This window comes from Streptococcus sp. HMSC065E03 (genome assembly GCF_001815045.1).
GTDB classification, from domain to species: domain Bacteria; phylum Bacillota; class Bacilli; order Lactobacillales; family Streptococcaceae; genus Streptococcus; species Streptococcus parasanguinis_AD.
In genome coordinates, this window is the sequence record NZ_KV818837.1 from 45,077 (window position 1) to 66,145 (window position 21,069).

Consider the following 21,069-nt stretch of genomic DNA (forward strand, 5'->3'; position numbering starts at 1 on the left):
AAACATGTCTCTTACAAATATATTTTTTAATATAGCTGTAAGCATTAGTGTATTTTTTGCCTTGTGCTTTATTGTATTATTTGTAGCTTATACGGTGATTTACCGCCGTGTCAATAAAAACTTTAAGGCGGTGGACCATGATTAGTCAAATTGTGATGATTATTGCCTTGATTTCGATTTGGCTGTCCTTAGCCTGGGGCCTAGTAATCCTCTTTTCAGCCGTTCATTTTTGGTTTAAACACAGTGATTTTCGTGTCAATACGGATCCGCTTCCTTATTATCCAAAAGTGACGATCGTCGTACCTGCCCATAATGAGGATGTGGTTATTGCACAGACAGCCAAAGCGATCCTTGATTTGAACTACCCACATGATCGTGTAGAATTACTACTGTTTGCGGATAATTGTTCCGATCGCACTTATGAAGAGTGTTTGGCAGTTAAAGCATTGCCAGAGTATGCAGGACGTGATTTGACCATCATCAATCGCAGTGGGACAGGTGGGAAAGCCGGTGTGTTAAATGACGCTTTGGCTATGGCGACCGGAGACTATATCTGTGTCTATGATGCAGATGCCATGCCTGAAAAGAATGCTCTTTATTTCCTTGTGAAAGAAGTGCTCAAAGATCCGGAGCGTCATGTGGCTTCTTTTGGTCGCAATAAAACGCGGAATGCCGGTCAAAACTTCTTGACCCGCTGTATCAACCAAGAAATTGTTGTCACCCAACGGGTTCACCATGTAGGCATGTGGCATCTCTTTAAGATTGGACGGATTCCAGGAACCAACTTCATTATTCAAACTGAATTTGTCAAGAGTATTGGGGGATGGAAAAACGGTGCCTTAACAGAGGATACTGATATTTCCTTTAAGATTATGCAAAGTGGGAAATTGATTGCTCTAGCCTATAATTCAGAAGCATTTCAACAGGAACCTGAGACCCTGAAGAGTTATTATATGCAGCGGAAACGTTGGGCCAAAGGGAATTATGAAGTGGTTCTTTCTAACTTCAAGCATTTATTTGGTAAGGGAAATTGGCGCGTGAAGTTAGAAGTGACCAACTATTCCTGTATCTTCTTCTGGTTCAATGCAGCTATCGTGTTATCAGACTTGATCTTTTTTGCCAATATTCTGGCCATGTGTCTCCATACAGTGGTGCCAGGCGTGCAAATTCCATTTGCCTTTGATTCAGAAAATATCTATATTGCGCAATTGATGTTGTTCAATTGGATCTTGATGATTGGGCTCTACTTACTTCAGATTAATGTGGCTCTTGCCTCACAATTTGGTCAAGCAACTACCAAGCAAATTTGGTTGGCCTTAGCTGCCTACTTCACCTATTCTCAACTGTTTATCATTGTATCGATTGATGCCATCTCTTCGATTGTGATGGATAAATTATTGCACCGGAAAGAAACTAAATGGGTTAAAACAAAACGATTCGCAGGATAGGAGAAATTATGAATACGAAAAAGATGAGATATGTATGGTTTCTAGTCATCCTTTGCATTTTCTGTTTGACCTTGTTTTTAGCGAGAACGAGAAGTAAAGTGGACATGCGAAATCGAATTTATCGTCAGTGGAATGAGCATTTGGTTGTTTCAAAAGGAAAAGAATCCTATGTTCGAACTACCAATGATAGCAATCAAACGGTAGTGTTATCCGAAGCGCAAAGTTATGGAATGCTCATTACTGTTGCGGCTGCTGAAAAAGGACAGGCCCAACAAGCAGACTTTGACAGACTCTATCAATATTATCTAAATCATCGCTTGGAGGGTACCCAATTGATGTCTTGGAAACAAACCATCAGCAATGGAAAAGCAAAGGATGAGGACCATAACGCCACAGATGGAGATCTCTATATTGCCTATGCTCTTCTAAAAGCTGCTCAGCAATGGCCAAAGCAAGCCAAAGACTACCAGGCTCAAGCCAAAGCGATTTTAGAAGATATTCTCGCACACAATTACAATGAAGAAACCGGTGTGTTAACGGTGGGAAATTGGGCCAATCAGGATTCGGAATTCTATCATTTGATGCGGACGTCTGATACACTGCCAGCGCAATTCCAGATCTTTTATGAAGTGACAAAAGATTCGAAGTGGTTGGACATCAAAGAAAAGATGTTGCAGCAACTCCAAACGATCAGCTCCCAAACAAAAACAGGTTTACTACCTGATTTCATCTGGGTAGATGAGCAAGGGACTCGCGTAGCGGATCCCAAGACGATTGAATCCAAGTATGATGGAGCCTACTCGTATAATGCTTGTCGCCTTCCATATAATCTTGTTCAAAGTAAGGATGCAACCAGTCAAAAATTGGTGAAAAAGATGTTAAACTTTTTCAAGAGTCAAAGAAACCTGTACGCGGGTTATGACTTGAAAGGAAAAGCCTTGAACAATCATCAGGCAGCAAGTTTTTTGGCACCGATAGTCTATGCTTCTGAACACGAAAAAGGCTATCTGAAGTTGGTGCAACAGAATAAGTATATCTTCACACAAGATCTACCTCTGAACAACTATTATGATGCAACCATGACAACCATGATTGCGCTTGAATTGTTCTAAATACTTGAGAAGAGAGAGTTCCCAGGATGGCTCGTCATTTTGTTGGGACTCTCTTTTTTGATTCTCGAAAAAAGGACCCAAGAGAAATTAAGTAGTCTATTTTTGAAAAATAACTGTGAAAATCGCCTGGAAACACCTGAAAAATTATGCTCTGAGCAGAAAACTTTTATTCTCAAAGGATTTTCTATATAATAGAGGATACAAAGGATGGAAGAGTTTATGTATCGAGTGATTGAAATGTATGGGGACTGTGAACCCTGGTGGTTTTTAGAAGGTTGGGAAGAAGATATCGTCAGTAGTCAGAAGTTTGAAGACTATTACCAGGCTTTGAAATACTACAAGCAGAAATGGTTAGAGTTGAATGCACACTTTCCAAGTTATAAGAGTCGGAGTGATCTCATGACGATCTTTTGGGATACCAAGGAGCAAGAGTGGTGTGAGGACTGCAGTGAAGATGTGCAGTTTTTCCACTCGATTGTCCTCCTAGAAGACGAGCACAAGATCCCTAAAAGCAAGCTCCGCCCAGGCTACGAAAAGGAAAGAGGCAGTCGCAAACACCGTTCTTGTCAATATACACTCGATTCAAAAAAGGGGACAACCCTGTCATAAGAGACATTCGGAAGATTTTTTAGAGCGATCTAGAAAGTCTTCTTTTTTTGTCTTCTTTTTCGAATAGTATAAGTGAGAGGAGGAACTATGGTTCAAGAAATTGCAAAAAAATTGATCCGTATGGGAAAAAAAGAAGAAGCCCAGGATCTCTACTTTATCCCTCGGAGAGAGGAGTACCAGGTTTTTATGAGGGTTGGAGATGAGAGGCGTTTTGTACAATCCTTCCCTTTTGAGGAGATGACGGCTATGATCAGCCACTTTAAGTTCGTGGCAGGGATGAATGTGGGAGAAAAAAGGCGCAGCCAGCTAGGATCGTGTGATTACCCTTTGGAGAATGGAGTGGTTTCGATTCGCTTGTCGACGGTGGGGGATTATCGTGGTTATGAAAGCTTGGTCATTCGGCTCTTGCATGATGAGGAACGTGAATTGCGGTTTTGGTTTGATCAGTTGCCAGACTTGCAGAAGAAATTGGCCGGTCGTGGTCTCTATCTCTTTGCAGGTCCTGTTGGTTCGGGAAAGACCACTCTCATGCATGCTTTAGCCCAAGAGCGCTTTGCGGACCAGCAAGTCATGTCTATTGAAGATCCTGTCGAGATCAAGCAGGACAATATGCTTCAACTTCAGCTGAATGACCAGATCGGCATGACCTATGACAACCTGATCAAACTCTCCTTACGCCATCGGCCGGACCTTCTCATTATTGGAGAGATCCGAGATAGGGAAACAGCTCGTGCGGTCGTACGAGCTAGTTTGACAGGAGTCACCGTCTTCTCTACTATTCATGCGAAAAGCGTTCGAGGTGTTTATGAGAGGCTCTTAGAACTTGGAGTGAGTGAGGAAGAGCTCAAGATTGTTTTACAAGGTATTTGCTACCAACGATTAATTGCAGGAGGAGGTGTGGTCGATTTTGCGACGGAAAACTACCAAGAGCACTCAGCCAGCCGCTGGAACCAACAAATGGATCTCTTGGCTCAATCGGGATATATCCAGCTGGCTCAGGCCCAAGCCGAAAAAATTATCTACCGCTAAACAAAAGCAAATCATCGAATTGTTTTTGAATCTTTATTCAAGTGGTTTTCACCTATCTGAGATTGTCGATTTTCTGGATCGCTCTCACCTAGTGGAGAGTCGTTTGGTTTCCCAGATGCGAGAGGATCTCTCGCGGGGGCGGAGTTTTTCAGAGATGATGGCAGGGATCGGTTTTTCAGATGCGGTCACGACACAGCTGTCTCTCGCTGAGCTCCATGGCAATCTTGCATTGAGCTTGGAGAAAATCAGTGCTTACCTAGAAAACATGCGCAAGGTCAAGAAAAAGCTGATTGAGGTGAGCACCTATCCTCTTATCTTGCTTGGGTTTTTAGTTCTGATTATGCTAGGCTTGCGCAATTATTTGCTTCCTCAAATGGATGCTCAAAATATTGGGACGCAATTGATCAGTTCCTTCCCCCAACTCTTTTTGGCCTTAGGAGTGGGACTGGTGACCTTCTTCTTACTCGGCTTTCTCTATTACCGCCAGTCAGGCAAGATCAACGTTTTTAGAAGCTTGTCTCATCTGCCTTTCGGGAAAGGCATGATTCAAGCTTATTTGACAGCCTATTATGCCAGAGAATGGGGCAATCTGATTGGGCAAGGATTGGAGTTGTCTCAGATTTTTTCCATGATGCAGGAGCAAAAATCCCAGCTTTTTCAAGAAATTGGAAGGGACTTAGCTCTTTCTTTAGACCGTGGCCAGTCCTTTTCAGAGACGGTCAGGGGGTATACTTTTTTCAAAAAAGAATTGCCCCTTATGATTGAATACGGTGAAGTCAAATCAAAGCTCGGAAGTGAGCTAGAGATCTACGCTGAAAAAACATGGGAAGATTTCTTTCGTCGGGTTCACAAGGCCATGAATGTAATACAACCCTTGGTGTTTGTCTTTGTGGCTCTTGTGATTGTGTTACTCTATGCAGCCATGTTGCTGCCGATTTATCAAAATATGGAGGTCCATTTATGAAAACATTAAAAACCTATAAGGTTAAAGCCTTTACACTGATTGAAATGTTGGTGGTCTTATTGATCATCAGTGTGCTCTTATTGCTCTTTGTGCCGAATTTGACCAAGCAAAAAGACTCCGTGAAAGAGACAGGAAATGCAGCGGTTGTGAAGGTGGTCGAAAGCCAGGCTGAATTGTACGAGCTCAATCATACCAATGACCAAGCTACTCTAGCAAAGCTGATTGCTGATGGAAATATTACCAACAAACAAGCAGAGTCCTACCGTGCCTATTATGCGAAAAATAGTGGAGAAACTCGTGCGGTTGCAGATTAAGGCCTTCACCTTGGTGGAGACTCTTCTGACCTTGATGATCGTCAGTTTTATCTATCTGGGCTTATCGGGATCGATCAAGACGAGCTTTCAGCAGGTGGAAGAAAAAGTATTTTTTGCAGAGTTTGAACACCTCTATCAAGAAAGCCAGAAAATAGCGCTGGCAAGGCAAACGGAATTGGATGTTGAAGTGACTGCAAGGAAGATTCAAACGCCTTACCAGACGGTGGAGATTCCTGATTCTGTCATTTTGCAAGATCCTAAAACTATTCGTTTAGACCGAGCAGGTGGCAATTCATCCCTGGCCAATGTTCACTTTCAGACACAGAGAGGAGTGGTGACCTATCAACTGTCGCTTGGAAATGGGAAAATTAAAAAAAGCATCCGTTCCCGCTAGTATTCTCATAGAATCCTTAGTTGCCTTGGGTTTATTTGCCATGATTACGACCTTATTGTTAGGGGAGATCCGGCGTTCGCGCAAGGAGCGACTAGCGGATTTCAAAGAGGTAGAGGTCTTATCTGTCGCTCAAATGGCGCTTCAGACAGGGCAAAATCATCTGGAGGCCAATGGTATTCAGGTTCAAGTCGAAAAAGATGCCGATCAGCTCACGGTCTATCATCAAGGGAAGGTGGTACTGCATGTGGAATAACGGAAAGGTCAATGCCTTTACCCTGCTCGAAGCCTTGGTCGCTCTCTTGGTGCTCAGTGGGGGTGTGTTGGTCTTTCAAGGCTTGACCAAGCTCCTGCATGCTGAATTGGACTACCAGGCGCATCAAAAGCAGGAAGAATGGGTACTTTTTCAGCAACAATTGCAGGTGGAATTGGATCGGAGCCATTTTGAAAAAGTAGCGGACAATCATATCTACTTGGTTCAGGATCAAAAACCAATTGCCATTGGTCAATCTAAAGGAGATGATATCCGAAAAACAGATGATAAGGGCAGGGGCTATCAGCCTATGATTTCAGGAGTTCGCTCTAGCCAAATTTGGCAGGAGGGAGAGTTGATTCATCTGCGTTTGAATTTTGAAGAAGGTCTAGAAAGGGAGTATGTCTACCATGTGGTACCAGCGATGCAAAATGAAAAAAGTTAAGGCTGGTGTCTTGCTCTACGCCCTCTTGATGGCAGCGATTTTTAGTCTCTTGCTTCAGTTTTACCTGCACCGTCAGGTTGCGGAGAGACGGATCTTAAAGACGAGTCAAGATCGCCTTCGGGCCTATGCTTTGGTGCAATTGGCTCTTGAAAAGAGAAAGAGTGATGAGAAGACATCAGAGATTCATTTAAAGTCTGGAACAGTTCAGCTAAAGAAGGATCCTGGTTTTCTTCATGCCCAGGCTAAGATGGATGGAGAAAGCTATGAGTTTGTTCTTCCTGTAAGGGAAGAAAAGGAAAGCAAGAAGAGTCAAAAAGAAAAGAAGAAGACGCAGAAAGATAAGGAGAAGGCAGGGAGCGAAAAGCCTTCTGAAGAGACGCCAAAAGAGACGAAGGAGCCATCAGAAAATAGCGAAAAAGACTAATTTTTGGTATGATAGGGTGCGGAGGAAATCATGAATTTCGAAAAAATTGAACAAGCCTATACCTATCTATTAGAAAACACTCAAAGTATTCAAAATGAATTGTCGACCAACTTTTATGACGCCCTGATTGAACAAAATGCCATGTATTTAGAAGGCAAGACAGATCTAGATATTGTCAAAAACAATAGCAAAAAATTAAAAGAACTAGGTTTAAGTAAGGAAGAATGGCGCAGAGCCTACCAATTCCTTTTTATGAAAGCTGCTCAGACGGAACCTTTACAAGCGAATCACCAGTTCACACCAGATGCGATTGGTTTTATCATTACATTTTTGATCGATCAGTTGGCCAAAGGCGACCAACTGGATGTCTTAGAAGTGGGAAGTGGAACTGGAAATCTCGCTGAGACCATTGTCAACAATAGCCGTCTCACGATTGATTACTTAGGATTGGAAGTAGATGATCTCTTGATTGATCTATCTGCTAGTATCGCAGACGTGATGGAATCCAGTGTTGTCTTTGCACAAGGCGACGCGGTGCGTCCTCAAGTTTTAAAAGAAAGTGACTTGATCGTTAGCGACTTACCGATTGGCTATTATCCAGATGATGCAATTGCCCAGCGCTATCAGGTGGCGAGCTCCGAAGGCCATACCTATGCCCATCACCTCATGATGGAACAGGCTCTGAAATACCTGAAACCTCAAGGAGTAGCCATCTTTTTAGCTCCAAACAACCTCTTGACGAGCCCTCAGAGTGATCTGTTGAAAGCTTGGCTAACAGACAAAGCCCAAATTCTTGCCATGCTGACCTTGCCAGAATCTCTTTTTTCAAATCCAGCCTATGCTAAGACGATTTTCGTCCTACGAAAACAAGAAGAAGAGTCTGTTCAGCCCTTTGTCTATCCTTTTACCGATCTCCAGGATCAAGACCAGGTGGTTCACTTTATGGAAAGTTTCCAAAACTGGTTAAAGGATAGTGAAATTTGATCAAAGATCTGATATAATAGAGGAAGTGAAAACGCTTAATGAGGTGAATATATGTCGAAAACAATTTCTATTAATGCAGGAAGCTCTAGTTTGAAATGGCAATTGTACCAAATGCCAGAGGAAACTGTTCTTGCAAAAGGGTTGATTGAACGGATCGGTTTGAAAGATTCTATTTCAACTGTTAAATTTGATGGACGCTCTGAAAAACAAGTATTAGATATCCAGGACCATACACAAGCTGTAAAAATTTTGTTGGATGATTTGATTCGTTTTGATATTATCAAATCCTACGATGAGATTACAGGTGTGGGCCACCGCGTCGTTGCTGGTGGAGAATACTTTAAGGATTCTGCCTTGGTAGATGACGAAGTCCTTCGAAAAGTAGAAGAATTGTCTTTGTTAGCACCTCTTCATAATCCTGCAAATGCAGCTGGAATTCGCGCCTTTAGAGAGATTTGTCCAAATATTACCAGTGTTGTGGTATTTGATACTTCTTTCCATACAACCATGCCGGAAAAAGCTTATCGTTACCCTCTTCCAACCAAATATTACACAGAAAATAAGGTCCGTAAGTACGGTGCTCATGGAACCAGTCATCAGTATGTAGCGGGTGAAGCTGCTAAACTTCTTGGAAAACCATTAGAAGAATTGAAATTGATCACCTGCCACGTTGGAAATGGTGTATCTGTTACAGCGGTTGACAAGGGAATCTCTGTCGATACCTCAATGGGCTTCACCCCTCTAGGTGGAGTCATGATGGGAACCCGTACAGGGGATCTCGATCCAGCGATTATTCCTTACTTGATGGAACATACAGAGGATTTCAATAAACCTGAAGATATCAGCCGTATCCTCAATCGTGAATCAGGTCTTCTGGGTGTTTCTGGATCTTCTAGTGACATGCGGGATATCCATACAGCGATGCACAATGGAGACGAAAAAGCTAAATTGGCTTACGATATCTTTATCGATCGTTTGCAAAAATACATCGGTCAATACTTAGCAGTCTTGAATGGTGCAGATGCCATCATCTTTACAGCAGGAATCGGTGAAAATGCAGTAAATGTTCGTTCTTCTATTATCAATGGAATCAGCTGGTTTGGCTGCAAGGTCGACCCTGAAAAGAACGTCTTTGGAGTTGTCGGAGATATTTCTACAGATGATTCCCGTGTGAAGGTATTGGTGATTCCAACGGATGAAGAGTTGGTGATTGCGCGTGACGTTGAACGTTTCAAAAATCAGTAAACTGTAATAAAGAGAGAAGGCTGGAGGCGAAAGCCCCAGTCTTCTTATTTTATACAAGAAAGAGGTTGTCCATTGAAAAATATACAGTCATTTGTTCGAAAGCACCCATTATGTAAGAATGCCCTCTGGCTCCTTCTTTTTGTGCCCTTATTCTTTCTCTCACAATTCCCCCTCATCACCATGGTTTATTCCCTTCAAGAAGGAATGGATGCAAGGTGGGTCACTATCCTCACTCTCTTGGTGACAGTGGCGGTGCTATTTATTTTTTATATAGTCATCAAAAAGAGCCCTCTGGAGAACTTAGATGCTCGGGTTATAACCTGGCCGTCTTTGGGGAGAAATTTTCTTTTTCTTCTCTTATTGATGGCTAATAACCTGCTCGCCTATCCCTTATTGAAACAAGAGGCAGGTGGTACGACGGCAAATCAAGCAGCTCTAAAAGAACTGCAATCTCATGCTCCTTTTCTTGCTATGGGAATGGTCGTGATTCTTGTCGCTCCGATTCTAGAAGAGCTGCTCTGTCGGGCCATCATCCCTCGTTTGATCTTTCGAGGAGCAGAACCGATCGGTTACCTAGCTGGTGCTCTCTTTTTTACTTACTTACATGGACCGAGTACCTTGGGGGAATGGATAGCTTACGGAGGCATGTCATTGATCTTAACTTGGGTGGCTTATCGCTACAAGCGGATCGAGTATAGCATCTGTCTCCATATGACCTTGAATGCGCTAGCTTATTATTATCCGGCTGTATTCCTCCTTTGTTTATTGCCAGTATCGAGAGTTTTCTTCCGTGATAAATTATGATAAAATGGTAGGTACCAATGAGTGTTGATGCAGAATCTTCGTACAGAAGGTCAGAAAAAATAAGCAATCTGTATGGAGAATGAACTCAGAGGTTTAGAACATTTGTTCTAGCCTCTTTTGTTCGCAATCATGCTGTTGGAAAGGAATTGATGGAGAACGAAAATGATTGATAAAAAATGGCTGAATGGCCAAGGGACACTTCTTTGTGGGATCTTAAATGTCACTCCGGATTCATTTTCTGATGGGGGTAAGTATACGAGTGTGGATGCAGCCTTGCAACAGGCGAGAAAACTGATCCAAGAAGGGGCTCAGATCCTCGATATCGGGGGAGAATCAACCAGACCAGGAAGAAGTCATTATGTGGAGATCCAAGAAGAGATTGACCGCGTGGTTCCAGTGATTAAAGCCATTCGGAAAGAAAGTGATGTCTTGATATCAGTGGATACCTGGAAGTCCCAGGTGGCGGCGGCGGCGCTCGAAGCTGGGGCTGATATTGTCAACGATATTACGGGTTTTCTTGGAGATCCTGAGATGGCCACGGTCGTCGCTCAACATGAAGCCAGCGCAGTTCTCATGTTTAATCCAGTGATGGCAAGACCGCATCATCCAAGTTCCACTATTTTTCCAACTTTTGGTTTCGAACCAGCTTTTACAGAAGCAGAGCTTCAAACAATGGCTCAAGAACCGATTCAAGACGTGATGTGGACCTTCTTTGACCGCTCGCTTGCAGTCGCAAAAGAAGCCGGTGTCCAGACGGAACGGATCATGCTGGATCCTGGGATCGGCTTTGGTTTGACCAAGCGCGAGAATTTGCTCTTGTTACAAGAGCTTGAAACCATCCACCAAAAGTGGTATCCGATCTTTCTAGGGGTCTCCCGCAAACGTTTTGTGGTCAATATTATTGAAGAAGCTGGATTTGAGACAGATCCTGCAACAGAGACTGGTTTTTGGAATCGGGACCTGGCTTCGAGCCATTTGACCAGTATTGCAGCTAGTCAAGGAGTCGAAGTGGTGCGGGTGCATGATATTCCCCTACACAAGATGGCAGCCAGTCTGGGCCAAGCCATTTTCCAAGCCCAAGAGGCAGCAGATACTAATTTGAAACAATACAAGTAAATGAAGACAAAAGAACATCAGTTGGATCTTCGTTGGCTAGAAGCCTATCGTTCCCAAGATCCACATTTCGGTTTGGATCGCATGGAAGCTCTCTTGGCGTTGAGAGGAAATCCTCACCTAGACTGTCGGGTTATTCATGTTGCGGGGACCAATGGCAAAGGCTCTACCATTGCTACCTTGTCCCAACTCTTGAGGCAGGCAGGTTTACGGGTTGGAGTCTTTACCTCTCCTTATCTGATCCATTACAATGACCAAATCACCATTAATGGCGAAGCCATTTCAGATCAAGACCTGCAAGCCTACCTGGATAGCTACCAGCAGCTCTTGGAAGCTGAAGAATCAAGAGACATCTTTCAAGGTTTGACGGAATTTGAAGTGATGACGGCCATCGCCTATGATTATTTTGCTCACGAGGAGCTGGATTATGTGATCATGGAAGTCGGTATGGGGGGACGACTTGACAGTACTAATGTCTGTCAGCCTGTTCTGACTGCGATCACTTCGATTGGCTTGGATCATGTTGCCCTTCTTGGGCCAGATCTGGCTTCCATCGCCCGTGAAAAGGCTGGTATCATTAAGCCAGGAATTCCTCTGGTTCTAGGGAAATTAGAAGCAGAAGCCAGCCAAGTCATTGAAGGTATTGCGATTCAGAAGCAGGTACCGATAACAGCCTATGACAGAGATTACCAAGTTGAGCTAGCGGCCTCTTGTCTATCGGGCCAATCCTTTTCTTATCACAGTTCCAAAAGAGAAACAGCCTCCTATCAAGTAGCGCTCTTGGGTCATCACCAGGCCAGAAATGCAGCTCTTGCGATCAGTATTTGTGATGTACTTTTTGAAAGAGAAGGGCGTGAACTCTTGTCAAGAGAGTTAGTGGATGATGCCTTGCATCAGGTCATCTGGCCTGGCCGAATGGAAGTGGTCTCACAAAATCCCATGATCTTGCTAGATGGGGCCCATAACCCCCACGCCGTTGCGCCTTTGATCGCAAGTCTTCGGGAACTTTTTCCAAGTCAAAAAAAGACCATTCTTTTTACCTGCATCCGGACCAAAGCCTTAGAAGAGATGCTCATTCAGTGGCAGGAACTAGAAAATAGTCGCTTGATCCTCACGACCTTTGAAGATCCAAGAGCCTATTCTCAAGAAGAGATAAGAGCTGCTGCGAAAAACCATCAGCTTGAGGAAGTCAACTGGCAAGAGTTTCTACAAAACTGGCAAGCTGAAGGCGATGAGCTCCTCATTGTAACGGGGTCGCTCTACTTCCTTAGCCAGGTACGACCTTATTTATTAAAAACAGAAAAATCCAACTAGGAGATGATATGGATACAAAGAAAATTGAAGAAGCAGTGAAAATGATCATCGAGGCAGTCGGTGAAGATGAGAACCGTGAGGGACTTCAGGAAACGCCGACCCGCATTGCCAAGATGTACCAAGAAATATTTGCAGGACTAGGGCAGACAGCAGAAGAGCACCTGTCTAAATCATTTGAAATCATTGATAACAATATGGTGGTCGAGAAGGATATCTTCTTCCATTCCATGTGTGAGCATCACTTTTTACCATTTTATGGAAAAGTGCACATTGCCTACATTCCAAATGGCCGTGTGGCTGGGCTTTCCAAACTGGCTCGTACGGTCGAAGTTTACGCTAAAAAACCACAGATTCAGGAACGTTTGACGGTAGAAATCGCAGATGCCTTGATGGAATATCTTGGAGCACAAGGAGCACTTGTCTGGGTAGAAGCAGAGCATATGTGTATGAACATGCGTGGTGTCCGTAAACCTGGGACCGCTACAGTGACAACTGCTGCGCGTGGACTGCTTGCGACAGATAAAGACTTAAAAAATGAAGCCTATAAACTCATGGGCCACTAATGGCTGGCTATAAGAGGTGAACAGAGTGGATCAATTACGGATCAAGGACTTAGAGGTATACGCCTATCACGGTGTTTTCCCAGCAGAAAAAGAATTAGGACAACGCTTTGTCCTAGACCTATGGGTAGATTATGAGATGACTCGTGCTGCCCGCACAGGTGATTTGGAAGCTTCGATCCATTACGGGATCTTGGCGGAACAGTTGACCGAGTGGATGCAGGCAGAAAAGATTGATCTGATTGAAACGGTGGCCTTTCAATTGGTTCAAAAGATTTTCGAAAGCTATGCCTTCGTAGAAAAAGTTCGTCTGGAGTTGAAAAAACCTTGGGCTCCTGTTCCCTTGCCACTCGAGACTTGTTCGGTGACAATCGAACGGGAGAAAAAACGGGCCTTTATTGGGCTTGGCACCAATATGGGAGATAAACAACTGCAACTAGAGACGGCGCTAGAAAAACTCAAGGATCGAGGCATTCGCCTTCTTCAGACATCCACAAGGATTGAAACAGAACCCTGGGGAGGAGTGGAGCAGGACACCTTTTTGAATCAGGTGGCAGAGGTTGAAACCTGGATGACCCCAGAGGATTTACTAGAGACCTTACTTGCTATTGAGCAGGAAATGGGGCGTGTCCGTGAGATCAAGTGGGGGCCACGTGTGATCGATCTAGATCTGCTCTATATGGATGACACCATTTGTTACAGTCCGAGCTTGATCTTGCCGCATCCTTATGTGGCAGAACGTGCCTTTGTCCTAGAGTCTTTGAATGAAATTGCTCCTCATTTTGTGGACCCTGTTCAAAGAAAGCCCATTCGCCAATTATGGGAGGCTGTCAAATAGTCCCTCTTCTTTGCACCATAAAAAACAATCCCTCGAACAGGGATTGTTTTTGTTTGTCTTAGTTTATTTACGATACAAGCGATCGTATTGGTAGACAGGGTCCATGGTGACGTTGATACCGAGCTTACGAAGGACGTTCTTATCTTCGTCTGTCAGCATCACGGTTGAGTGGGCTTCACTGCCTTTCAACTTGCCTAATTCTTGCATAGCAAGCTTAGCATCTTCGTTGCTCATGGCTGTAATGGCAAGAGCAATGAGGATCTCGTTTGAGTGAAGACGAGGGTTACGGCTACCCAAATGATTGATCTTCAAGCCTTGGATAGGTTGGACGTATTCTGGCTCGATTAATTTGGTTTCTTTATCAATATGCGCCAATTTCTTGATCGCATTGATCAAGAGGGCTGCCGTTGGACCAAAGAGATCAGAGGTTTTTCCGGTCACCATCTCGCCGTTTGGCAATTCAAGGGCCAAGGCTGGCTCCCCTGTTTCTTCTTCTTTCTGACGAGCAAGCACGGTCACTTTCCGGTCATTTGGAGTAATGCCCAAATCATTCATCAAGAGCTCAATCTTCTTGACAGCTCCTTCACCGACACGCTCTGCTTTAACATCCAAGATAGTTTGGTAATAGCGACGGATGATTTCTTGTTGGGAAGCTTCAATCGCAGCGTCATTGTCCACAATGGCAAAGCCAACCATGTTGACGCCCATGTCTGTTGGAGAAGCGTAAGGAGAGGTTCCTAAGATGCGTTCCAACATGCGCTTCAAGACAGGGAAGATTTCGATATCGCGGTTGTAATTGACCGTTGTTTCCCCGTAGGTTTGGAGGTGGAAAGGATCGATCATATTGACATCGTCTAGATCTGCAGTCGCTGCTTCATAAGCTAAGTTAACTGGGTGGTGCAAAGGAAGATTCCATACTGGGAAGGTTTCAAACTTAGCATAACCTGATTTGATCCCATTTAATTGGTCATGGTACATATTGGACATACAAGTTGCCAGCTTACCAGAACCAGGTCCAGGAGCCGTTACAACGACCAAATTGCGGCTAGTCTTGATGTAGTCATTTTTCCCCATCCCTTCAGGAGAGATGATGTGGTCCATATCGGTCGGATAGCCCTTGATCGGATAGTGGAGATAAGAGGCGATGCCGCTCTTGTCCAGTTGTTTGCGAAAGGCGTCTGCTGCAGCTTGTCCAGCATATTGGGTGATGACAACAGAGCCTACAAAGATCCCCAATTCATTGAATTTGTCGATCAAACGTAGCACTTCTTGATCATAAGAAATTCCTAGATCCCCACGGGCTTTTGAGTGCTCAATATTGTTGGCATTGATGGCAATGACAATTTCCACTTGGTCGCGCAATTCTTGGAGCAACTTGATCTTATTATCTGGTTCGTATCCAGGGAGGACACGAGCAGCGTGGAAGTCTTCTAACATCTTACCACCAAATTCAAGGTAGAGCTTGCCATCGAATTGGTTGATCCGCTCAATAATGTGGTCACGTTGCAAGTTCAAATACTTTTCAGAACTAAAAGCTTGTTTTTTCATGTAAAACTCCTGTATATAAGGGAAGGGCCTGCCACACAAATCCAAGGATGAGTGTTCCGTCCCTACCATTTCATTCTTTCATATTATATCAGAAAACAGATGGAAGATAAAATATTCTAAGATACTTTCCTAAGGGGAATGTGGATGCCAAAGGGCTCAATGGTGACTCACGGTGGAAAGTTTCCAAGAGAAGTTTGTTTTCCCCCTAAAAAAGCCCCTTACGGGGCTTCAGATCGATGCTGCTTAATAGTGTTTGATCAAATCAACTGTAGAGCGATCCAATTTCTTAACCAATGCTTGTAAGAAGGCTTGCGCTTGTAAGAAATCATCCATGGCATAGAGGGTTTGGTGAGAGTGGATGTAACGTGCACAGACACCAATGGTTGTTGATGGGACTCCACCATTCTTCAAGTGTGCTGCACCTGCATCGGTACCACCTTTGGCACAATAGTATTGGAATTTGATGCCCGCTTCTTCAGCAGTAGTGAGCAAGAAATCTTTCATATTTGGTAGCATGATGTGACCTGGATCGTAGAAGCGAAGCAGTGTTCCTTCCCCAATCGCACCTTGGTCTCCAAAGACATCAGCTGCTGGCGAACAGTCTACAGCAAGGAAGATTTCAGGATCAAGTTTAGTGGTTGAAGTGTGAGCTCCACGAAGTCCCACTTCTTCTTGAACGTTGGCCCCTACATAGAGTTCGTTGTTTAAGGCTTGTCCAGAAAGGCTCTTAGCCAATTCGCTGACCATCAAGACGCCGTAGCGGTTATCCCATGCTTTTGAGATGACGTTTTTACCATTAGCAGTGAGAATCGCAGAGCTATCTGGGACCAAGGTATCTCCAGGACGGATCCCATAGCTTTCAGCTTCGGCTTTAGAGCTAAAGCCTGCATCAAATACGATGTCGCTAATGGCAGGTACGGTTGGTCCACCTGTTCCACGTGTCAAATGAGGAGGAACAGATCCTGAAATAGCAGGGTATTCACGTCCGTCACGTGTAAAGAGTTTGAAGCGTTGGCTGCTAACGACCATCGGATTCCAACCTCCGATTGGGACAACACGGAAAGTTCCGTCAGCTTTGATTTCGCTGATCATAAAACCAACTTCGTCCATGTGGGCAGCTACTAAGATACGAGGAGCATCGGCAGCTGTTGAATGTTTGACCCCAAAGATCCCACCGAGACCATCTGTCACGATTTCGTCCACATGAGGGGTCAATTGTTGGCGCAAATAATCCCGTACAGGAGCTTCGTGACCTGAGATAGCAGGGATTTCAGTTACTTCTTTGATTTTAGAAAATAAATCAGTCATAGGTTACCTTCTTTCTGATGCTATTTTATCACTTTTTCTACAAGGATGGTAGCGTTATTATGGAAATCAGTCTCTAAAAGCGGAGGGAGAGATCCAGCCTAGACCGTTGTCCCTCTGCTTATTTTGTGTTACAATAGGCACTATGAAAGCTAAAAAAATTATTTTGTCTAGTCTGGCTGTAGCAAGTGCAGGAGCTCTTGCGGCCGGTGTTTATAAAATTGCCAAAGATCAAAAGCGTCTCCGTACCCAAGAAGAGTTGGTGGCAGAAGTACGGGAGCAAATGGAAGCCATGGGGACGATTGCGACCCTGTATGTGGAACTCTACGAGTCTAGTGAAGAGCGCTTAGTAGGTGGTGTCATTTTTGAAGATGAGCGTCATTACCGCTTTGTCTATGAGGACGGTCTCTTGCATTATGAAGAGGAAAAACTATGATTACACCAAATTCTCTAGAAGAAATTGCTTCTTATGTAGAGCAAGATGGCAAGAAGGTGTTTGTCTTTTCAGCAGATTGGTGTGGGGATTGCCGTTACCTCAAACCTTTTTTGCCGGAGATTGAAGCTGAAAATCCCGAATTTACCTTTATCTTGATTGACCGAGATGCCTATATGGATCTGGCGAAAGTCTGGGATGTTTATGGAATCCCTAGTTTGGTGGTTCTGGAAAAGGATAAGGAAATCGGTCGGTTTGTCAATCGGGATCGGAAAACCAAAGCGCAGATTACAGCATTCTTAGCAGGATTAAAATAGGAGAAAATCATGATTGTAACATACAACAAAGAACAAGTCGGCGATGTATTGATGCTGACCCTGAAAAATAGTGGGGAAGCAAAGCTAGCGGTGGAGAGAAAAGGAAAGGTGGCTCGCGTTTACCGTGAGGACAAGCAAGAAACCGTTGCCTGGAATATTTTTGACGCCTCATCTTTCTTCGCCATCGAAGGCAAGGGCCAAGTCTTTTTGACAGATGAGCAAGTGGATCGTTTGAACCAAGAATTGGAAAGAGAAGGTTTTTCAGAACGCTTGGTCAATGATCGGGAACCAAAATTTGTGGTGGGAGAAATCCTTGAAATGGTGGCCCATCCAGATAGTGACCACTTGAATATCTGCCAAGTAGCAGTTGGGGCAGATAAGACGGTTCAGATCGTAGCAGGGGCTCCAAATGCGCGTGTAGGCCTCAAGACCATTGTTGCTCTTCCAGGTGCCATGATGCCGGATGGCAGCTTGATTTTCCCAGGAGCTCTTCGTGGAGAAAAAAGCTATGGCATGATGTGCAGTCCTCGCGAATTGCACTTGCCAAATGCTCCTCAAAAACGAGGCATTATTGAATTGGATGACGCAGAAGTAGCAGGAACACCATTTGATCCTGCTCGTCACTGGCACGAATAAAGAGAAGAATCTAGGATGTTTTGGATCCTAGATTTTTTTGATTTTGGTTTGTCACCTCCATTTTTTGAAATTTTTTCGAATAAATAGATAGGAGGTAAATGATGTATAATAAAGTTATTTTAATCGGTCGCCTAGTAGCGGCCCCAGAATTGCATAAAACCAGCACAGACAAATCCGTTGCCCGAGTGACCGTTGCGGTCAATCGTCGCTACAAGGACCAAAACGGGGAGCGCGAGACTGATTTTGTCAATGTCGTTGTCTGGGGGAAATTGGCTGAAACCATGGCTAGTTATGCCAGTAAAGGGAGCCTGATCTCTTTGGATGGAGAGATTCGGACGCGCCGCTACGAGAAAAATGGGGTCATGCAGTATGTGACAGAGGTCCTCTGCCAAAGTTTTCAGTTGCTAGAGAGCCGCGCTCAGCGAGCGATGCGTGAAAATGGTGGAACGGGAGATTTAGCCGATATCATCTTAGAAGAGGAAGATCTTCCCTTTTAGGATCAAAAAAGCTGGTTCGTTTATAGACCAGCTTTTTTGATATTTGCTAGGGATTTCATTCGGGAACGACTCATTTAAAAATAAATCCAAAATATGCATCTGTACAATAAAAGCCAGCACTTTTCTTGAAAAAGTAGTAAAATAAAGTAATATATATTCAAAATTTTCAGAAAAGGAACGGAGTTTGAAAGGAAAAGAAGATAGAAATGAACGGTTGAAATGGTTGATAAAACGGGTTTTACTGGTGATTCCGGTGGCCTGCATCCTCTTGTGGATCTATGCCGTTTGTCAAACCAGTAGCATCAAGGATCAGACCAAGATCGGTGTCACCTATATGACCATGAACAATGAGTTCTATAAAAGTATTCATTCGGAAATTAGTCGAATTGCTGATGAGAGAGGGGCTCTTGTATCTGTTCGAGATCCGGAATTGGATGAAAAAAGGCAGAGCCAGCAGATCGATGATTTTTGCGCCCAAAAAGTAAATGTGATTGTGATTAATCCGGTCAAAGGGGATAGTCAGCCCATTTTAAGGGCTCTTAAAAAAGCTAGAAAACAAGGAATTAAGATCATTGCAGTTGATACCCAGCTCAAGCATTTTAAGCCGGATGCCAGCATTGTCTCCGACAACTACCAAGCAGGAGTCTTGATTGCGAAAGAGCTGATGAAACGCTCTTCAAATGCTCGGATCCTTCTCTTGGAGCACAAGGGGACTGTTTCGGCAGATACGCGGATTCAGGGATTTAAGGATACTATCAAAGGACATGGGTCATATGAGATTATCTCGGAACTAGAAACCAAGGGTCAGACGGAGATCGCTATGCCCGCTGTCCGTAAGTTCTTGCAGTCAGGGGGGAATGTCGATACTCTAGTCTCCTTGAATGACCGTTCAGCTATAGGAGCTTTAGCAGCGATCAAGGAGCAAGGGATCACCCATCCCATTGCGATCTATGGGATTGATGGCTCACCAGATATGAAAGCCTTGCTACACTCGACAGATGATGTCGTAGGAACCGTTGCCCAGTCTCCTTTGAAGATGGGAGACCGCGTGATGGAGGTCATCCAAGATATGGCTGATGGGAAGAGCTACAAAAAAGAAATAACCATTCCGGTTCAGATGATGACAAAGGAAAACATCGATCACTTTGATGTGAATGGGTGGCAGTAATGAGAAAATTTAGAGGTGTGAGATACAGTTTGGCCATTCTGATGGTCGTGAATTTTATCGCTGTGATGCTCAACAGTATCATCTATCTTCAAGCAACCAATTATATCATTGCCCAACGGCAAGCTTCTCTATTAGTAGAACGCTTAGAGCGTATTCCTTTTGCGCCCTCTACAACTTTTTGGTTGTCTGCGCTCTTATTTGCTGGAATTGCCTTGATCTCCATGAGTCGTTACCGGTCTCAAACGAGTCGATGGTCCATTTTTGATAAGTGGAACATTCTGGAGATCCTCCTGATGTTGCTCTTGATGTGGGTCCAAAATGTAGCTTATAACGGGCTGATTCTCTTGGTTTTTGCGGATATCTTCTATGGTTCCAAAGAGTTGAATACCAAGCGAGACCGCAAGTATTGGTTTGCGTTTATCCTAGTGAGTTTCTTGATGCTTCTTGTGACCAATTCAGACGTCTTTTCGCTTTTCTTTCCGATTCCTTCTCTGGATGTCTATATTCATTTTTACCCTGCCTCCATCCGGATTCTGGCCTTTTTCTTAAAGAATTCCCTCTATGCTTTGAATATGGTGCTCTTCATTATTTCGCTTTTGTTCTATATTATGAATGTTCTTGCGGAAAACCACGAAGTGGAAGAAGAGTTGGCCATGGTTTCGAAGGTGAATACAGAGTTGAACAACTATATGGCCTTGTCTGAGAAGATTGCAGAAGATCGGGAGCGCAAGCGGATTGCTCGGGAGATTCACGATACCTTGGGACACGCGCTAACAGGGATCTCGGCAGGTTTAGATGCTGTCGGAGTCTTGATTGATATCGATCCCAATCGGGCAAAAGAGCAGGTAAAAAGCGTATCAGAAGTGGTTCGTGAAGGGATCCAGGATGTGAGGGGCTCTCTCAACCGCCTCCGTCCAGGTGCCCTTGAGGGACGAACCCTCAAAGATGCTTTGGAAAAGATGATCCGCGAGTACCAGACACTTTCCAACTTGCAGGTTGATTTACATTATGAATGGGTCGATGTCGATATGGACGTCATGATTGAAGATACGATCTTTCGTGTGATCCAAGAGTCTATGACCAATGCGGTTCGCCACGGTCATGCCAGTCAGATGAGCCTTCATTTTTTTGAGGATGAAGAAGATTACCTGATCGAGTTGCAGGACAATGGGGTTGGGTTTGAAACCTTGACCTATGGCTATGGACTCAAACAGATGATGGAGCGTATTTCCATCCTGGGAGGACAGCTTCAATTTGAAAGCCGCGATGGATTTTTCACGCGCGTCAGTTTACCGAAATATAAAGAAGGGAGATAGAG

General features: G+C 44.1%; 26 protein-coding genes. 24 read left to right on the top strand and 2 right to left on the bottom strand.

What is annotated here, in order from left to right; translation table 11 throughout:
• Nucleotides 1-4: 4 nt before the first annotated feature.
• The 18 genes from HMPREF3002_RS11135 (at nucleotide 5) to folK (ending at nucleotide 13,847) form a co-directional block, all read left to right on the top strand.
• Nucleotides 5-145 carry a hypothetical protein gene (locus tag HMPREF3002_RS11135; RefSeq protein ID WP_176745546.1) on the top strand — a complete coding sequence of 47 codons (141 nt, stop codon included), beginning with the start codon at nucleotides 5-7 and terminating at the stop codon, nucleotides 143-145.
• Nucleotides 138-1,448, top strand: a complete 1,311-nt coding sequence (locus HMPREF3002_RS00300; RefSeq protein WP_023919655.1) for a glycosyltransferase family 2 protein — start codon at nucleotides 138-140, stop codon at nucleotides 1,446-1,448. Before HMPREF3002_RS11135 ends, HMPREF3002_RS00300 begins: the two co-directional genes overlap by 8 nt.
• Nucleotides 1,449-1,456: 8 nt before the next feature.
• Nucleotides 1,457-2,560: a family 8 glycosyl hydrolase gene (locus HMPREF3002_RS00305; RefSeq protein WP_023919654.1), complete on the top strand. Its 1,104-nt coding sequence runs from the start codon at nucleotides 1,457-1,459 to the stop codon at nucleotides 2,558-2,560.
• Nucleotides 2,561-2,779: 219 nt separating this feature from the next.
• Entirely contained in the window at nucleotides 2,780-3,169 is a 390-nt protein-coding gene (locus HMPREF3002_RS00310; RefSeq protein ID WP_070664837.1) for a DUF1033 family protein, read from the top strand.
• 87 nt (nucleotides 3,170-3,256) lie between these two features.
• Entirely contained in the window at nucleotides 3,257-4,198 is a 942-nt protein-coding gene (gene comGA / locus HMPREF3002_RS00315; RefSeq protein WP_070664739.1) for a competence type IV pilus ATPase ComGA, read from the top strand.
• A complete protein-coding gene (gene comGB / locus HMPREF3002_RS00320) occupies nucleotides 4,131-5,162 on the top strand; it encodes a competence type IV pilus assembly protein ComGB (RefSeq protein WP_176745549.1) in 1,032 nt (343 codons plus the stop codon). Before comGA ends, comGB begins: the two co-directional genes overlap by 68 nt.
• Nucleotides 5,159-5,476, top strand: coding sequence for a competence type IV pilus major pilin ComGC (gene comGC, locus HMPREF3002_RS00325; protein ID WP_003004178.1), 318 nt, complete (start codon nucleotides 5,159-5,161; stop codon nucleotides 5,474-5,476). Before comGB ends, comGC begins: the two co-directional genes overlap by 4 nt.
• Nucleotides 5,466-5,870: a competence type IV pilus minor pilin ComGD gene (comGD, locus tag HMPREF3002_RS00330; protein WP_003004513.1), complete on the top strand. Its 405-nt coding sequence runs from the start codon at nucleotides 5,466-5,468 to the stop codon at nucleotides 5,868-5,870. The genes comGC and comGD overlap by 11 nt, the downstream gene beginning before the upstream one ends.
• Nucleotides 5,836-6,123, top strand: coding sequence for a competence type IV pilus minor pilin ComGE (gene comGE, locus HMPREF3002_RS00335; protein WP_003004353.1), 288 nt, complete (start codon nucleotides 5,836-5,838; stop codon nucleotides 6,121-6,123). The genes comGD and comGE overlap by 35 nt, the downstream gene beginning before the upstream one ends.
• Nucleotides 6,113-6,565 carry a competence type IV pilus minor pilin ComGF gene (gene comGF / locus HMPREF3002_RS00340; RefSeq protein ID WP_024054897.1) on the top strand — a complete coding sequence of 151 codons (453 nt, stop codon included), beginning with the start codon at nucleotides 6,113-6,115 and terminating at the stop codon, nucleotides 6,563-6,565. The genes comGE and comGF overlap by 11 nt, the downstream gene beginning before the upstream one ends.
• On the top strand, nucleotides 6,552-6,989 hold the full coding sequence (gene comGG, locus HMPREF3002_RS00345; protein WP_256263398.1) for a competence type IV pilus minor pilin ComGG: 438 nt from the start codon (nucleotides 6,552-6,554) through the stop codon (nucleotides 6,987-6,989). Before comGF ends, comGG begins: the two co-directional genes overlap by 14 nt.
• Nucleotides 6,990-7,019: 30 nt before the next feature.
• Nucleotides 7,020-7,973, top strand: a complete 954-nt coding sequence (locus tag HMPREF3002_RS00350) for a class I SAM-dependent methyltransferase (protein WP_070664743.1) — start codon at nucleotides 7,020-7,022, stop codon at nucleotides 7,971-7,973.
• 51 nt (nucleotides 7,974-8,024) lie between these two features.
• A complete protein-coding gene (locus HMPREF3002_RS00355) occupies nucleotides 8,025-9,218 on the top strand; it encodes an acetate kinase (protein ID WP_023919646.1) in 1,194 nt (397 codons plus the stop codon).
• A gap of 72 nt (nucleotides 9,219-9,290) precedes the next feature.
• Nucleotides 9,291-10,022 (top strand): CPBP family intramembrane glutamic endopeptidase, encoded by a 732-nt coding sequence (locus tag HMPREF3002_RS00360; RefSeq protein WP_070664745.1) that lies wholly within the window; start codon nucleotides 9,291-9,293, stop codon nucleotides 10,020-10,022.
• Nucleotides 10,023-10,184: 162 nt separating this feature from the next.
• Nucleotides 10,185-11,138 carry a dihydropteroate synthase gene (gene folP / locus HMPREF3002_RS00365; protein ID WP_070664747.1) on the top strand — a complete coding sequence of 318 codons (954 nt, stop codon included), beginning with the start codon at nucleotides 10,185-10,187 and terminating at the stop codon, nucleotides 11,136-11,138.
• Nucleotides 11,139-12,449: a bifunctional folylpolyglutamate synthase/dihydrofolate synthase gene (locus HMPREF3002_RS00370; protein ID WP_070664749.1), complete on the top strand. Its 1,311-nt coding sequence runs from the start codon at nucleotides 11,139-11,141 to the stop codon at nucleotides 12,447-12,449.
• Nucleotides 12,450-12,457: 8 nt separating this feature from the next.
• The gene (gene folE / locus HMPREF3002_RS00375) at nucleotides 12,458-13,012 is read left to right on the top strand and encodes a GTP cyclohydrolase I FolE (RefSeq protein ID WP_003019101.1); all 555 of its coding nucleotides are present in this window, start codon (nucleotides 12,458-12,460) and stop codon (nucleotides 13,010-13,012) included.
• 25 nt (nucleotides 13,013-13,037) lie between these two features.
• A complete protein-coding gene (gene folK, locus HMPREF3002_RS00380) occupies nucleotides 13,038-13,847 on the top strand; it encodes a 2-amino-4-hydroxy-6-hydroxymethyldihydropteridine diphosphokinase (RefSeq protein WP_049475011.1) in 810 nt (269 codons plus the stop codon).
• A 63-nt stretch (nucleotides 13,848-13,910) separates the two neighbouring features.
• Here folK and HMPREF3002_RS00385 read toward each other — a convergent pair whose 3' ends face one another.
• Together HMPREF3002_RS00385 and pepA are read right to left on the bottom strand one after the other, a co-directional pair.
• Entirely contained in the window at nucleotides 13,911-15,395 is a 1,485-nt protein-coding gene (locus tag HMPREF3002_RS00385; RefSeq protein WP_003009791.1) for a DUF1846 domain-containing protein, read from the bottom strand.
• A gap of 243 nt (nucleotides 15,396-15,638) precedes the next feature.
• Nucleotides 15,639-16,703: a glutamyl aminopeptidase gene (pepA, locus tag HMPREF3002_RS00390; RefSeq protein WP_070664751.1), complete on the bottom strand. Its 1,065-nt coding sequence runs from the start codon at nucleotides 16,701-16,703 to the stop codon at nucleotides 15,639-15,641.
• A 142-nt stretch (nucleotides 16,704-16,845) separates the two neighbouring features.
• Between pepA and HMPREF3002_RS00395 the strand changes: the two genes are divergently transcribed.
• The 6 genes from HMPREF3002_RS00395 (at nucleotide 16,846) to HMPREF3002_RS00420 (ending at nucleotide 21,067) form a co-directional block, all read left to right on the top strand.
• Entirely contained in the window at nucleotides 16,846-17,136 is a 291-nt protein-coding gene (locus tag HMPREF3002_RS00395) for a DUF4651 domain-containing protein (protein ID WP_003004245.1), read from the top strand.
• On the top strand, nucleotides 17,133-17,450 hold the full coding sequence (locus HMPREF3002_RS00400) for a thioredoxin family protein (RefSeq protein WP_021154296.1): 318 nt from the start codon (nucleotides 17,133-17,135) through the stop codon (nucleotides 17,448-17,450). The genes HMPREF3002_RS00395 and HMPREF3002_RS00400 overlap by 4 nt, the downstream gene beginning before the upstream one ends.
• Nucleotides 17,451-17,459: 9 nt before the next feature.
• Nucleotides 17,460-18,086: a YtpR family tRNA-binding protein gene (ytpR, locus tag HMPREF3002_RS00405; RefSeq protein ID WP_070664753.1), complete on the top strand. Its 627-nt coding sequence runs from the start codon at nucleotides 17,460-17,462 to the stop codon at nucleotides 18,084-18,086.
• Between the two features lie 101 nt (nucleotides 18,087-18,187).
• Nucleotides 18,188-18,583 (top strand): single-stranded DNA-binding protein, encoded by a 396-nt coding sequence (locus HMPREF3002_RS00410; protein WP_003004675.1) that lies wholly within the window; start codon nucleotides 18,188-18,190, stop codon nucleotides 18,581-18,583.
• Between the two features lie 184 nt (nucleotides 18,584-18,767).
• On the top strand, nucleotides 18,768-19,751 hold the full coding sequence (locus tag HMPREF3002_RS00415; protein WP_070664755.1) for a substrate-binding domain-containing protein: 984 nt from the start codon (nucleotides 18,768-18,770) through the stop codon (nucleotides 19,749-19,751).
• Nucleotides 19,751-21,067, top strand: a complete 1,317-nt coding sequence (locus tag HMPREF3002_RS00420) for a sensor histidine kinase (RefSeq protein ID WP_061455739.1) — start codon at nucleotides 19,751-19,753, stop codon at nucleotides 21,065-21,067. Before HMPREF3002_RS00415 ends, HMPREF3002_RS00420 begins: the two co-directional genes overlap by 1 nt.
• Nucleotides 21,068-21,069: the final 2 nt, after the last annotated feature.